This is a genomic window from Agromyces bracchium, from assembly GCF_009709675.1.
GTDB classification, from domain to species: domain Bacteria; phylum Actinomycetota; class Actinomycetes; order Actinomycetales; family Microbacteriaceae; genus Agromyces; species Agromyces bracchium.
In genome coordinates this window covers 89,355-103,498 of record NZ_WMLB01000019.1, presented here as the reverse complement: position 1 = coordinate 103,498, position 14,144 = coordinate 89,355, and the positions used below count along the sequence as shown (strand labels likewise).

General features: G+C 72.2%; 14 protein-coding genes. 13 read left to right on the top strand and 1 reads right to left on the bottom strand.

Features of this window, described 5'->3' with window-relative positions:
- Positions 1-35 precede the first annotated feature (35 nt).
- The 13 genes from hrcA (at position 36) to leuA (ending at position 13,376) form a co-directional block, all read left to right on the top strand.
- Positions 36-1,055, top strand: coding sequence for a heat-inducible transcriptional repressor HrcA (gene hrcA, locus GJ743_RS07770; RefSeq protein ID WP_155051321.1), 1,020 nt, complete (start codon positions 36-38; stop codon positions 1,053-1,055).
- A 58-nt stretch (positions 1,056-1,113) separates the two neighbouring features.
- Positions 1,114-2,217: a molecular chaperone DnaJ gene (gene dnaJ / locus GJ743_RS07765; RefSeq protein ID WP_328288924.1), complete on the top strand. Its 1,104-nt coding sequence runs from the start codon at positions 1,114-1,116 to the stop codon at positions 2,215-2,217.
- Positions 2,218-2,236: 19 nt separating this feature from the next.
- Positions 2,237-2,971: a 16S rRNA (uracil(1498)-N(3))-methyltransferase gene (locus GJ743_RS07760; RefSeq protein ID WP_155051320.1), complete on the top strand. Its 735-nt coding sequence runs from the start codon at positions 2,237-2,239 to the stop codon at positions 2,969-2,971.
- Between the two features lie 24 nt (positions 2,972-2,995).
- Complete coding sequence (locus GJ743_RS07755) at positions 2,996-3,352, top strand: histidine triad nucleotide-binding protein (RefSeq protein WP_155051319.1); 357 nt, start codon at positions 2,996-2,998, stop codon at positions 3,350-3,352.
- A gap of 76 nt (positions 3,353-3,428) precedes the next feature.
- The gene (locus GJ743_RS07750) at positions 3,429-4,463 is read left to right on the top strand and encodes a PhoH family protein (protein ID WP_155051398.1); all 1,035 of its coding nucleotides are present in this window, start codon (positions 3,429-3,431) and stop codon (positions 4,461-4,463) included.
- Positions 4,460-4,921, top strand: a complete 462-nt coding sequence (gene ybeY / locus GJ743_RS07745) for an rRNA maturation RNase YbeY (RefSeq protein WP_328288923.1) — start codon at positions 4,460-4,462, stop codon at positions 4,919-4,921. The genes GJ743_RS07750 and ybeY overlap by 4 nt, the downstream gene beginning before the upstream one ends.
- A 2-nt stretch (positions 4,922-4,923) precedes the next feature.
- Positions 4,924-6,243 (top strand): hemolysin family protein, encoded by a 1,320-nt coding sequence (locus GJ743_RS07740; RefSeq protein WP_155051318.1) that lies wholly within the window; start codon positions 4,924-4,926, stop codon positions 6,241-6,243.
- The gene (gene era / locus GJ743_RS07735) at positions 6,240-7,133 is read left to right on the top strand and encodes a GTPase Era (RefSeq protein ID WP_155051317.1); all 894 of its coding nucleotides are present in this window, start codon (positions 6,240-6,242) and stop codon (positions 7,131-7,133) included. Before GJ743_RS07740 ends, era begins: the two co-directional genes overlap by 4 nt.
- A gap of 79 nt (positions 7,134-7,212) precedes the next feature.
- Positions 7,213-8,430, top strand: a complete 1,218-nt coding sequence (locus GJ743_RS07730; RefSeq protein ID WP_155051316.1) for a sensor histidine kinase — start codon at positions 7,213-7,215, stop codon at positions 8,428-8,430.
- Positions 8,427-9,095 (top strand): response regulator, encoded by a 669-nt coding sequence (locus GJ743_RS07725; RefSeq protein WP_155051315.1) that lies wholly within the window; start codon positions 8,427-8,429, stop codon positions 9,093-9,095. Before GJ743_RS07730 ends, GJ743_RS07725 begins: the two co-directional genes overlap by 4 nt.
- A 90-nt stretch (positions 9,096-9,185) precedes the next feature.
- Positions 9,186-9,947, top strand: a complete 762-nt coding sequence (locus GJ743_RS07720) for an ABC transporter ATP-binding protein (protein WP_155051314.1) — start codon at positions 9,186-9,188, stop codon at positions 9,945-9,947.
- Positions 9,944-11,344, top strand: a complete 1,401-nt coding sequence (locus GJ743_RS07715) for an ABC transporter permease (protein ID WP_328288922.1) — start codon at positions 9,944-9,946, stop codon at positions 11,342-11,344. The genes GJ743_RS07720 and GJ743_RS07715 overlap by 4 nt, the downstream gene beginning before the upstream one ends.
- A gap of 256 nt (positions 11,345-11,600) precedes the next feature.
- A complete protein-coding gene (gene leuA / locus GJ743_RS07710) occupies positions 11,601-13,376 on the top strand; it encodes a 2-isopropylmalate synthase (RefSeq protein WP_155051313.1) in 1,776 nt (591 codons plus the stop codon).
- Positions 13,377-13,476: 100 nt separating this feature from the next.
- On the opposite strand, the gene GJ743_RS07705 is transcribed toward leuA, so the two are convergent.
- A complete protein-coding gene (locus GJ743_RS07705; RefSeq protein WP_155051312.1) occupies positions 13,477-14,136 on the bottom strand; it encodes a trimeric intracellular cation channel family protein in 660 nt (219 codons plus the stop codon).
- Positions 14,137-14,144 lie beyond the last annotated feature (8 nt).

Sequence of the window (14,144 nt, the reverse complement as noted above, 5' to 3'; positions counted from 1 at the left end):
CGTCCGGGTCCGATCGGTCGAGGGAAGCGAGGGTCATGGTCTCCGAACGCAGTCTCGCGGTGCTCCGCGCGATCGTGCAGGACTACGTCGAGTCCCGCGAGCCGGTCGGCTCGAAGACGATCGTCGAGCGTCACCACTTCGGCGTCTCGGCGGCGACGATCCGCAACGACATGGCCCTCCTGGAAGAGGAGGAGCTCATCGCGGCGCCGCACACGTCGTCGGGCCGCATCCCCACCGACAAGGGCTACCGCGTGTTCGTCGACCAGCTCGCCGACATCCGCCCGCTCTCGGCCACGCAGCGGCACGCCATCGAGACCTTCCTCGGCGAGTCGAACGACCTCGACGAACTGCTCGGCCGCACGGTCCGCCTGGTCTCCCAGCTGACCCGCCAGCTCGCCGTCGTGCAGTACCCGAGCTTCGCCCGCGCGCGCGTGCGGCACGTCGAGCTCGTCTCGCTCGCGCCGACGCGCGTGCTCTGCATCCTCATCTCCGACAGCGGCCAGGTCGAGCAGCGGCTCGCCGAGCTCGACCAGCCGGCCGACGAGGCGACGCTCGCGCGACTGCGCGACCGCCTCAACGAGGTGGCGGCGGGCCTCACGATGGCGGATGCCGCGACCGCACTCTCCGCCGAGACCGAACACGCCGATCGCGCGCACGCCGAGGTGCTGCACACGCTCGCGGCGACGCTCGCCGACCAGGCGAAGATCACCCGGTCCGACCGGCTCGTCGTCGCCGGCGCCGCGAACCTCGTGCGCACCGAGCAGGACTTCGCCGGGAACATCCTCGGCGTGATGGAGGCCATCGAGGAGCAGGTCGTCATCCTCCGGCTCTTCGGCGAGATGGCCGCCGACGAGGGCATCGCCGTGCGCATCGGTCGCGAGAACGCCGCCTTCGGCCTCGGCGACACCTCCGTGGTGTCGACCGCGTTCGCCGTGCCCGGGCGCGACGTGTCGCGCCTCGGGGTCGTCGGCCCCACCCGCATGGACTACTCCCAGAGCATGGCCGCCGTCCGCGCGGTCGCCCGCTACCTCTCCCGCACGCTCGGCGAGAGCTGAACCGCACGGGGCCGCCACGCGGCATCCGTCACCGGCAATCGAAAGGAACCCGCCTCACGTGGCCGACCACTACGAGGTCCTCGGCGTCGCTCGCGACGCCTCCCCGGACGAGATCAAGAAGGCGTACCGCCGGCTCGCACGCGAGCTCCACCCCGACGTGAACCCCGGCGCCGAGGCGTCGGAGCGGTTCAAGGAGGTCACGCACGCCTACGACGTGCTCTCCGACCCGAAGCAGCGCCAGCAGTACGACCTGGGCGGCCAGGGCGGGTTCGGCGGCGGCGGCGCGGGCTTCGGCGGCTTCGGCGACATCTTCGAGACGTTCTTCGGCGCCGGGCAGGCCAGCCGCGGGCCGCGATCGCGCCGCGAGCGCGGCCAGGACGCCCTGATCCGCCTCGAGGTCGGACTCGACGACGTCATCTTCGGCACCCACCGCGACATCGAGGTCGACACCGCGGTGGTGTGCGAGACCTGCCACGGCTCGTGCTGCCGGCCGGGCACCTCGCCCGTGAGGTGCGACATCTGCGGCGGCTCGGGTCACATCCAGCGCGCGGTGCGCTCGCTCCTCGGCAACGTGATGACCTCGAGCCCGTGCGGATCCTGCCGCGGGTACGGCACGATCATCGCCACGCCGTGCGTCACCTGCCAGGGCCAGGGCCGCGTCCGGGCGCGCCGGACGGTGCCCGTCGACGTCCCGGCGGGCGTCGACACGGGCGTGCGCCTCCAGATGCCGGGCTCCGGCGAGGCCGGCCCGGCAGGCGGCCCGAACGGCGACCTCTACCTCGAGATCAAGGTGAAGAACCACGAGGTCTTCAGCCGCAACGGCGACGACCTGCTGTGCACGCTCGAGGTGCAGATGACCGATGCCGTGCTCGGCACCTCGGCGAAGGTCGCCGCGCTCGACGGCGACGTCGACCTCGAGCTGAAGCCGGGCGTGCAGTCGGGCGAGATCCTCACCGTGAAGGATCGCGGCATCACGCACCTGCGCGGCAGCGGCCGCGGCGACCTCAGGGTCGCGGTGCACGTCGTCACGCCGACCAAGCTCAACCACAAGGAGCGCGAGCTCGTCGAGCAGCTGGCCAAGCAGCGCAAGGCGCAGCCGCCGCAGCTCGGGCACTTCCAGCAGGGCCTCTTCGCGCGCCTGCGCGACCGGTTCCTGGGCTGAGCATCGAGCGGATGCCGCGATGAGCCACCTCTACCTCGACGAGACGCTCGACCTCGACTCGGTGCGCCCGGGCGACGCGGTCGAGCTCGACGGCGACGAGGCGCGGCACGCGGTCACGGTCTCGCGGCTGCGCGTCGGCGAGCGGGTCTCGATCGGCGACGGCCGCGGGCGCGTCGTGCACGGGCCGGTGACCGCGGCCGAGCCGCGGCGGCTCGAGATCGAGGTCGAGTCGGTCGGCGACGAGCCCGAGCCGTCGCCCCGGATCACGCTCGTCCAGGCGCTCGCGAAGGGCGACCGCGACGAGCTCGCCGTGCAGGCCGCGACCGAGCTCGGCGTCGACCGGATCGTGCCGTGGTCGGCGACCCGGTCGGTGTCGCGCTGGGAGGGGCCGAAGGCCGAGAAGGGCCGGGTCCGCTGGGCGAGCATCGTGCGCGAGGCCGTCAAGCAGTCCCTCCGCGCGCGGATCCCCGCGGTCGAACCGGTGGCGTCGACGCGCGAGTTGCCCGCGCGGCTCGAGGGCGAGCGGATGCTGCTGCTCGTGCCCGGCGCGGAGACGCCGCTCAGCGGCATCCGCCCCGACGGCCGTGACCTCGCCCTCGTCGTGGGCCCGGAGGGCGGCATGGACCCGGCCGAGATCGAGCGGCTCCGTGAGGCCGGCGCGGAACCGGTGCGCCTCGGCGACTCGGTGCTCCGCACGTCCACGGCCGGTCCCGCCGCGATCGCCGTGCTCTCGGTCGCGCTCGGGCGGTGGTGAGCCATCCGTCGCTACGATGGAGGGATGAGCGGAACGGCTGAGCCCACGGTCTTCGAGCGCATCGCGGCCGGCGAGATCCCGGCGAAGATGGTCGCCGAGACCGATCGCGTCATCGCGTTCCACGACATCGCGCCGCAGGCGCCCGTGCACGTGATCGTGACGCCGCGCATCGGCCGGCACCGCGACGTCGTCGAGCTCGCCGCCGACGACCCCGAGCTGCTCGCCGAGCTCGTCTCGGTGGCGAAGGGCATCGCCGACGACCTGGCCGACGGGCAGTTCCGTCTCGTCTTCAACACCGGCCCCGCTGCGGGCCAGACCGTGTTCCACGTGCACGCCCACGTCCTCGGGGGCGGCCTCAGGGAGGGATCGCTTGGCGGCTGACGACGCGGGGGACCTCCCGCTCTCCGGATCCGAGGTCCGCTCCGACGAGGAGCGACTGAAGATCGACGGCATCGCCATGGTCCGGCTCCTCGGACCCCAGGACCGGCTCCTCACGACGATCGAACGGGAGTACCCCGGCGTCGACGTGCACGTGCGCGGCAACGAGATCGCCATCCGCGGCGACGCCGAAGACCGCCTCCGCGTCCGTCGACTGGTCGAGGAGCTCCTCGAGCTCGTCCGCGGCGGCGGCGACCCGACACCCATCGAAGTGAGGAGTTCGGCCCGCATGCTCGACGCCGACCCGAATGCCCGTCCGTCCGAACAGCTCGGGCAGGTCATCGTCTCCAGCCGTGGCAAGTCCATCCGGCCGAAGACCGAGGGCCAACGCGCCTACGTCGACGCGATCGACGAGCACACCATCGTGTTCGGCATCGGCCCCGCCGGCACCGGCAAGACCTACCTCGCCATGGCGAAGGCCGTGCAGGCGCTGCAGCGCAAGGAGGTCAACCGGATCATCCTGACCCGCCCGGCCGTCGAGGCGGGGGAGCGGCTCGGGTTCCTCCCGGGCACGCTGACCGAGAAGATCGACCCGTACCTGCGCCCGCTCTACGACGCGCTGAACGAGATGATGGACCCCGAGCTCGTGCCGAAGCTGCTCGCCACGGGCACCGTCGAGGTCGCGCCGCTCGCGTACATGCGCGGTCGCACGCTGAACGACTCGTTCGTGGTGCTCGACGAGGCGCAGAACACGACGCCCGAGCAGATGAAGATGTTCCTGACGCGCCTCGGATTCGGATCGAAGATGGTCGTCACCGGCGACATCACGCAGGTCGACCTGCCGGGCGGCTCGAGCGGCCTGCGCCTCGTCACGCGCATCCTCGACGGCGTCGAGGACATCCACTTCGCCCGGCTCACCAGCGACGACGTCGTGCGGCACACGCTCGTGGGTCGCATCGTCGACGCCTACACCGAGTTCGACCAGCGCGCGCAGGCGCAGCGGTACGAGCGCGAGCAGGCGCGCGAGTTCGCGAACCGGGCCGAGCGTCGCGGCGCCGACCGGCGCGGCGCGCAGGGCCCCCGTGACCACCTCCCGAGGAAGAGGCAGCCGTGAGCATCGAGATCAACAACGAGTCGTCGATCGAGGTCGACGAGTCCGCGCTCCAGCGCCTCGCGGTCTACGCGCTCGACATGATGCACGTGCACGCCGACGCCGAGCTCGCGATCGTGCTCGTCGACGAGGGCGCCATGGAGCAGCTGCACGTGCAGTGGATGGACGAGCCCGGCCCGACCGACGTGCTGAGCTTCCCCATGGACGAACTGCGACCCGGCACGGCCGAGGAGCCCGCGCCGCCGGGCCTCCTCGGCGACGTCGTGCTCTGCCCGCAGGTCGCGGAGACGCAGGCGAAGGCGGCCGGCCACGCGCTGCTCGACGAGCTGCTGCTGCTCACCACGCACGGCATCCTCCACCTCCTGGGCTTCGACCACGCCGAGCCCGACGAGGAGAAGGAGATGTTCGGGATCCAGCGCGACATCCTCGTCGGGTTCTCGATGCAGGAGCGACGCCGCTGATCATGCTGCCCTGGCTCTTCCTCGCGGCCGCCTTCGTCCTCGTCGCGTTCGGCGGCCTGATGGCCGCGGTCGACTCGGCGGTCGGGGTCATGTCGCGCGCCGACATCGTCGACCTCGCGATCGGCGCGCGCGCCCGCCGATCGCTCCTCGCGATCGCCGAGGACACGGGCGCGCACGTGAACGCCGTGAACTTCATGCGCATCCTGGCGGAGACGACGGCGGCCGTGCTCGTCACCCTCGCATTCACGTTCTTCATCTCCGAGGTGTGGCTGGTCCTGCTCGTGTCGGCCGCGGTCATGACCGCGGTCTCGTTCGTGCTCGTCGGTGCGAGCCCTCGCAGCGTCGGACGCGCGCACCCGGGCACCGTGCTGCGACTCTCCGCCCCGCTCATCCGCTTCGTCCGCGTGCTGCTCGGGCCGTTCGCGAACGCGCTGGTCTCGCTCGGGAACCGCGTCACGCCGAGCCGCATCCGCTTCGCGGGCGTCTCGAGCGAGGAGCAGCTGCTCAGCATGGTCGACGAGGCCACCGAGCTCGAGGTGCTCGAACAGGGCGACCGCGAACTCATCCACTCGATCTTCGAGTTCAGCGACACGCTCGTGCGCGAGGTCATGGTGCCGCGCACCGACATGGTCACGATCGAGTCCTCGGCGCACCTGCCGCAGGCGATGGCGCTCTTCCTCAAGGAGGGCTACTCGCGCATCCCGGTCATCGATCGCGAGGCCGACGACATCGTGGGCGTGCTGTACTTGCGCGACCTCGCCCGGCTCGGCTTCGAGCGCCCGCTGGACGCCGCGACGCTGACGGTCGCCGACCTCGCACGTCCTGCCGCGTTCGTGCCCGAGTCGATGGGCGCCGACGCCCTGCTGCGGCAGATGCAGCTCGAGTCGAACCACCTCGCGATGGTCGTCGACGAGTACGGCGGCATCGCCGGGCTCGTGACGCTCGAGGACCTGATCGAGGAGCTCGTCGGCGACATCTCCGACGAGTACGACCGCGAGGCCGCGCAGGTCGAGGAACTCGGCGAGGGCCGCTACCGGGTGAACGCCCGCCTGCCGGTCGACGAGCTCGGCGAGCTGTTCGGCCTCGACCTGGAGGACGAGGACGTCGACTCCGTCGGGGGCCTGCTCGCCAAGGAACTCGGTCGCCTCCCGCTCCGCGGCGACCGGGTGAGCGTCAGCGGCCTCCTCCTCGAGGCCGAACGCACCGAGGGGCGCCGCAAGCGCATCGCGACGATCCTCGTCGAGGCCGACCAGGCGCTCATCGACGTCCGTGCGGCGTTCGCCGACGACGAGCCCGCCACCCACGAGGGGATCCGCCCATGACCGACTACCGCGCCGGGTTCGTCTCCTTCGTGGGGCGCCCGAACGTCGGCAAGTCCACGCTCACGAACGCGCTCGTCGGCGAGAAGGTCGCGATCACGAGCTCGAAGCCGCAGACGACGCGGCGCGCCATCCGCGGCATCGTGCACCGCTCGTACGGCCAGCTCATCGTCGTCGACACCCCGGGGCTGCACCGGCCGCGGACGCTCCTCGGCGAGCGCCTCAACTCGCTCGTGCAGTCCACCCTCGGCGACGTCGACGTCATCGGGTTCTGCGTGCCGGCGAACGAGGCCATCGGCCCTGGCGATCGGTTCATCAACGAGCAGCTCGACCAGTACCCGCGCGCGAAGAAGGTCGCGATCGTCACGAAGACGGATGCCACGGGCAAGGCGAAGGTGGCCGAGCAGCTGCTCGCGGTGTCGCAGCTGCGCGAGTGGGATGCGATCATCCCCGTCTCGGCGCCGCGGGGCGAACAGCTCGACGTGCTGGTCGACGAGCTGCTGCAGCTGATGCCCCAGTCGGAGCATCCGCTCTACCCGGCGGAGACCACGACCGACGAGGACACGGCCGAGCGGATCGCCGAGTTCGTGCGCGAGGCCGCGCTCGAGGGCGTCTCCGACGAGCTGCCGCACTCCATCGCGGTCACCGTCGACGACATGATCGAGCGCGAGGACAAGGACCTCCTCGAGGTGTACGCGAACCTGTACGTCGAGCGCGACAGCCAGAAGGGCATCATCATCGGCAAGGGCGGGGCTCGTCTGCGCGAGGTCGGCGAGCGGGCGCGCGGGCAGATCGAGGCACTGCTCGGCCGGAAGGTCTACCTCGCGCTGCACGTGAAGGTTGCGAAGGACTGGCAGCGCGACCCGAAGCAGCTGGGGCGGCTCGGGTTCTGACGCACGGCGACGTCAGCCGATCGGATGACTTCGCCGGCGACCCCGGAGCTGGGTCGCGGCGAGGGCGTAGCGTGGTGCGGTGAGCACCTCGACCCAGCGGACGACCCTGATCGTCGACGGCGTCCTGGCCGCGCTCTTCCTCGTGGCGTGCTCGCTGTTCGCGCTCGTCGGCGGCTGGCCCGACGTGATCGTCTCCGTGCTGTTCGCCGCGGCGCTCGCGATCCGGCGCGTCGCGCCCGGCGCCTCGCTCGTGGTCGCGTGGGTCGCCGCGTGTGTGCAGATGCTGCTGCTGCGCGACCTGCAGCCGGCGGATGTCGCGGTGTTCGTCGTCGTCTACTCGACCTCGGCGCACGGCTCACGCGCCGTCCGCTGGTGGGGCCTCGGGTCGGCGGGCGCGGGCGCGGTCCTCGCGGCGGTGTACCTCGCGCTCGTGAAGCCGTTCGTCGACGGGGTCGGCGTCGTCGCGACATCCGAGGCCCTCGCCACCCTGGCGTGGACCGCACTGCTGTTCGGCGCGGCACTGGCGGGGCTCGTGCTCGCATGGACGATCGGGCTGCTCGTGCGCACCGTGCGCGACGCGCGCGAGCAGCGGCGACGCGCGGAGTTCGACCGGCGCGAGCGGGAGCACGCCGAGTACCGGTACGTGGTCGAGCAGGAGCGCTCACGCATCGCCCGCGACATGCACGACGTCGTCGCGCACTCGCTCGCGGTCGTGATCGCGCAGGCCGACGGCGCCCGCTTCGCCGCGCGGACACGACCCGAGGCGGCGACCGAGGCGCTGCAGACCATCTCGGGCGTGGCGCGCGACGCGCTCGGCGACGTGCGGATGCTCCTCGGCGAGCTCCGGCATCGCGAGGGCTCGTCGCCGCAGCCGGCCCTCGACGACCTCGACGACCTGGTCGAGCAGGTCCGCGGGGCCGGACTCGACGTGCGACGGACCGAGCGCGGCGACCGGGTCGCGCTCGGCGCCGGCCACCAGATCGCCGTGTACCGCATCGTGCAGGAGGGCCTCACCAACGCGCTGCGGCACGGGGATCCCGATGCGCCCGTGCGGCTCGAGTTCGACTGGGACGCCGACGGCGTCGCGATCCGGGTCGAGAACGCGATGTACCACGCGGCCGGCCGCGACGGCGAGGGGGAGGCCGAGGGCGATCCGCCCGGCCGCTCGACGGCTCCCCGGCACGGCATCCCCGGCATGCGCGAGCGAGCCGAGCTCGCCGGCGGCTCGTTCGCCGCGGAGGCGGCCGACGGGCGTTTCGTCGTGACCGCCCGCATCCCCGCGCAGGCAGCGGCATGAGCGCCATCCGCGTCGCACTCGTCGACGACCAGGCGCTCTTCCGGGCCGGGATCCGCATGCTCGTCGAGTCGCAGGACGACCTGGTGTTCGCCGGCGATGCCGCCGACGGCCGAGCCGCGGTCGCGCTCGCGGCGCGGAGCCGTCCCGACGTCATGCTCATGGACGTGCGGATGCCGCAGCTCGACGGCATCGCCGCGACCGAGCAGATCCTGGCCGACGCCGCGCGCGAGGGCCGGGAGCCGCCGCGCGTGCTCGTGCTGACGACGTTCGATCTCGACGAGAACGCCGCGCGAGCCATCCGGGCGGGTGCGAGCGGGTTCGTGCTGAAGGACGCGGACCCCGAGTTCCTGCTCGCCGCGATCCGCACGGTGCATCGCGGCAATGCCGTGATCGCCGCGAACGCGACGCGCGACCTGATCGCGCACGCGTCGCGCGGCAACGGGCGCCGCCCGGCGCCCGCGGCCTGGGCCGAGCTCACCGCGCGCGAGCGGGAGATCTTCGCTCTGGCCGCGAAGGGGCTCTCGAACGCGGAGATCGCGGCGGCCGAGTTCCTCGGCGAGGCGACCGTGAAGACGCACCTCAGCCGCGTGCTCGGCAAGCTCGGGCTGCGCGATCGCGTGCAACTCGTCGTCTTCGCGTACGAGCACGACCTGCCCGCCGGGTGAGGCGTCGCCGGCCGGGTCATCCGAGCGGATGACCCGGCATCGACGATCGGCGGACGCGCGACGCCATACGGCGTCCGTAGCGTCGCCGACATGGAGATCCAACCCTCAGACCTCGGACTCGTCGCCCGCGTCGCCGGCCTCGGCAAGCAGTACGGAACGGGCGCCGGCGCCGTCGCCGCCCTCGAGAACGTCTCGCTCGGCCTCCGCCGCGGCGAGTTCACCGCGATCATGGGGCCGTCCGGCTCGGGCAAGTCGACGCTCATGCACATCATGGCGGGGCTCGACTCGCCCACGACGGGTCGCGTGTGGCTCGGCGACACCGACATCACCGACCTGCCGGACGGCGCGCTGACGGTGCTCCGCCGCCGCCGCGTCGGCTTCGTGTTCCAGGCGTTCAACCTCGTCCCGACGCTCGATGCCCTCGGCAACGTGCTGCTGCCGTTCGAACTCGACGGGCGGCGGCCGACGCGCGAGGAGCGCACCCTGATCGACGGCCTCGTCGAGCGGCTCGGCCTCGCCGACCGGCTGCGTCACCGCCCGCACGAGCTCTCGGGCGGCCAGCAGCAGCGCGTGGCGATCGCACGTGCGCTTGCGACCCGACCCGACCTGGTGTTCGCGGACGAGCCGACGGGCAACCTCGACTCGCGCACCGGCCGCGAGGTGCTCGAGCTCCTCGCGGACGCGAGCCGGACGCACGGCCAGTCGATCGCCATGGTCACGCACGATCCGATCGCCGCGAGCCACGCCGACCGGATCCTCTTCCTCGCCGACGGCCGCATCGTGCGCGATGCGCAGCGCACGAGCGCCGAGGAGATCGCGACGTACATGCTCTCCATGGAGCGTGCCGCGTGATCGCGAGGCTGCGCAGCGAGCACGGCCCGACGCTCGTCGTCGCGACGCTCGCGTCGTCCTTCGGCGTCGCGCTGCTTCAGGTGACGGGCTACCTCGGCTCGGCGATGCGCGCCGACGACGTCACCGGATCCAGCGGCACGGCGGCGCTGATGCTCGCCATCGTCGCCTGGGTGTTCATCGTCATCGCGGTCTACGTGAGCGGCGTCGTCACGGCCAACACGGTCGCGACGGTGGTCGCCGGCCGCACCCGGCAGATCGCGCTGCTGCGCCTGCTCGGTTCGACGGCCCGCGCGCAGCGCGGGGCGATCGCACGCGAGGGACTCGTGATCGGCGCGACCGGCGCGGCGCTCGGGCTCGTCGTCGGCACGCTCGTCGCGATCGGCCTCGCCGAGTGGGCCGCGGCCGCCGACGTGCTGCCGCGCGTCGACCACGCGTGGGTCGACCCCGTCGTGCTGCCGCCGGCCATCGTCGCCGTGCTGACGACGTGGCTGGCGGCGTGGGCGGGTTCGCGGCGCGTCCTCGCCGTCCGCCCGTCGGAGGCGCTCGGCAACGCCGCCGCGCGATCCCGCGAGGACCTCGCCGGGCGGCGCGGCCGGACCGCGACCGCCGCGACCCTCGCGATCGTCGGCACGCTGCTCCTCCTCGCCGGCGTCGCGCTCGGGCTCGTCACGCCGCTCGGGGTCCTCGTGGGGCTCGTCGGCGGCGTGCTCTCGTTCACCGGCATCGTGCTCGGCGCGCACGTCGTCATGCCGCCGATCCTGCGCCTGGTCGGACGCGCGCTCGGCACGTCGCCGTCGGCGCGCCTCGCCGCGGAGAACGCCGTCCGCCACCCGGAGCGGAGCTCCCGGATGACGATCGGGCTCGTCATCGGCGTGACGCTCGTGACGATGTTCGCCGTCGCGATGGAGTCGTACCGCGACCTGCTGCTCGCTGCGACGGAGGATCGCCCGGATCTCCGCGCGGGCATCGAGCAGATGGTCTCCGCGACGGTCGCCGTGTTCGGCATCCTCATCGGGTTCAGCGCGCTCATCGCCGCCGTCGGGCTCGTCAACACGCTCTCGCTGAGCGTGCTCCAGCGCACGCGCGAACTCGGGCTGCTCCGCGCCCTCGGCTTCGAACGCCGGCAGCTCCGCACGATGGTGCTCGCCGAGAGCGCGGCGCTGACGGCCGCCGCGACGCTCACCGGCCTCGTGCTCGGCACGTTCTACGGCTGGGCGGGTGCGCAGTCGATGCTCGGGAGCGTGCAGGGGGAGCCGCTCGTGATCCTGCCCTCGATCCCGTGGGGCGTGGTCGGGGTGCTGATCGTCGCGGCGGGCGTGCTGACCTTGGTCGCGTCGCTCGCGCCGTCGCGCCGGGCGACGGCCGTCTCGCCGGTCGCCGCCCTCGCGATCGAGTGATCGGCTGAGAGACGCGGGCGGATGCCGCGGGGCGGGTGCCGGGCCATGGGGGCGGCACCCGCCCGGTGCGTGCGACGGCCGCCCGCGGCATCCGTCGCCGTCATGGTTGCGCTCGCCCGCGCGCGCGGTGTTAGCCTAGGTCCGTGCTTCACGGCCTGCTTCTCCTTAGCTGCCGCAGCGAGTCCTAGTTCACAGGCCTCCCTCGCTGCGGAGTTCGTCGTCGGCTGAAACCCCCGAATAGCGAGAAGAGCACCCAATGCAGAACCACCAGAAGCCGTCGCCGATGCCCGTGCATCGGTACCGCCCGTTCCACGAGCAGATCCGCGTCGACCTGCCCGACCGCACGTGGCCGTCCAAGCGCATCGAGGTCGCGCCGCGCTGGTGCGCCGTCGACCTGCGCGACGGCAACCAGGCGCTCATCGACCCGATGAGCCCCGAGCGCAAGCGCATCATGTTCGACCTGCTCGTCAGGATGGGCTACAAGGAGATCGAGGTCGGCTTCCCGAGCGCCAGCCAGACCGACTTCGACTTCGTCCGCAGCCTGATCGACGAGGGCGCGATCCCCGACGACGTCACGATCCAGGTGCTGACGCAGGCGCGCGACCACCTGATCGAGCGCACGTACGAGTCGATCCGCGGGGCGAAGCAGGCGATCGTGCACCTCTACAACTCGACCAGCGTGCTGCAGCGCGAGGTCGTGTTCCGGACCGACCAGCAGGGCATCATCGACATCGCCCTGCACGGAGCCCGGAAGTGTCGCGAGATGGAGGCGAGCGTGCCCGGCACGACCGTCTACTACGAGTACTCGCCCGAGAGCTACACCGGCACCGAGCTCGAGTTCGCGGTCGACGTCTGCAACCAGGTCCTCGAGGTCCTCGAGCCGACCCCGGAGCGGAAGGTCATCATCAACCTCCCCGCGACCGTCGAGATGGCGACCCCGAACGTCTACGCCGACTCGATCGAGTGGATGAGCCGTCACCTCGCCCACCGTGAGAACGTCATCCTGTCGCTGCACCCCCACAACGACCGCGGCACGGCGATCGCGGCCGCCGAGCTCGGCTACATGGCCGGCGCCGACCGCATCGAGGGCTGCCTGTTCGGCAACGGCGAGCGCACCGGCAACGTCGACCTGGTCGCGCTCGCGATGAACCTGTTCACGCAGGGCATCGACCCTCAGGTCGACCTGTCCGACATGGACGAGGTCAAGCGCACGGCCGAGTACTGCAACCAGCTTCCCGTTCCCGAGCGCAGCCCGTGGGCGGGCGACCTGGTGTACACGGCGTTCTCGGGTTCGCACCAGGACGCGATCAAGAAGGGCTTCGAGGCCATGGAGGCCAGGGCCGCCGATCGCGGCGTCTCGGTCGACGACCTCGCCTGGGCGGTGCCCTATCTGCCGGTCGACCCGAAGGACATCGGCCGCAACTACGAGGCCGTCATCCGCGTGAACTCGCAGTCGGGTAAGGGCGGCGTCGCCTACCTGCTGAAGACCGACCACGCGCTCGACCTGCCGCGTCGCCTGCAGATCGAGTTCTCCGGCGTCGTGCAGGCGAAGACGGATGCCGAGGGCGGCGAGGTCACGAGCGAGGAGATCTGGTCGATCTTCAACGACGAGTACCTGCCCGCGCCGCAGGATCGCCCCCACGAGAAGTGGGGCCGGTTCGAACTGCTCTCCATGCGCAGCGAGAGCGACCTGACCGGCGAGGTCCGCGTGCGCGTCGGCCTTCGCGACGGCGACGAGCGCGTCGACGCCGACGGCTCCGGCAACGGCCCGGTCGCCGCGTTCCTGTCGGTGCTCGCGGCCGAGGGCGTCGACGTGCGCGTGCTCGACTACAGCGAGCACGCGATGTCGGCCGGCGGCGACGCCATCGCCGCGGCCTACGTCGAGTGCCAGGTCGAGGGGCGCACGCTCTGGGGCGTCGGCATCGACGCCGACATCTCGACGGCGTCGCTGAAGGCCGTCGTGTCCGCCGTGAACCGTGCGCTCCGCGCGGTGCGCGTGCGCGAGGAGGCCGCGGAGCCGGCGCTCGCCTGATCCGATCGTGCGCGGGCGGGCGCGGCATCCGTCGTCGCCCGCCCGCGATCACGCGGCGCGCTCACCCGCGTCGCGCGACGCGGACGTCTCCGGCCGCCGATCAGGCGCGGCGCCACACGCGCCAGCTGCCGATCGCTCGCTGCTCGGGCAGGCTCCACCCGAACCGGACCGACAGCAGCCGGATGACGGTCGTCACGAAGACGCACGCGATCGCCGCGACCAGGATGTTCGCTCCGACGAGCACCATCGTCACGAGCAGGACGGTCCCGCCGGCGGCGGCGACCGCGTAGAGCGATCCGACGTGCATGAGCGCGATGGGCAGGTTCAGCGCCACGTCGCGGAGGATCGAGCCGCCGACGGCCGCGACGACGCCGACGAAGACCGCGGGCACCTCGGGTACGCCGGAGGCGAGCGCCTTCGTGGTGCCGATCGCCGCGAACAGCCCGATCGTGACCGCGTCGAGCGCGATGATCAGCGAGTTCAGCCGGTCGAAGATCCGGATGAGGAGCATCCCGATGAGCGCCGCGGCGGTCGCGACGACGAGGTACCAGTTGCTCCGCATCGCGGCGGGCAGCTGGTTCAGCAGCAGGTCGCGCAGCAGGCCGCCGCCCAGTCCGACGATGATGCCGATGAGCGCGACGCCCAGCAGGTCGATGCGGTGCTCCTTGATGCGCGAGGCGAACATCGCGCCCTGCAGGGCGCCGATGCCGACCGCCGCGAGATCGGACCAGAGCGGGATCGTGAAGGGCGCGACGGTCATGCACCGGT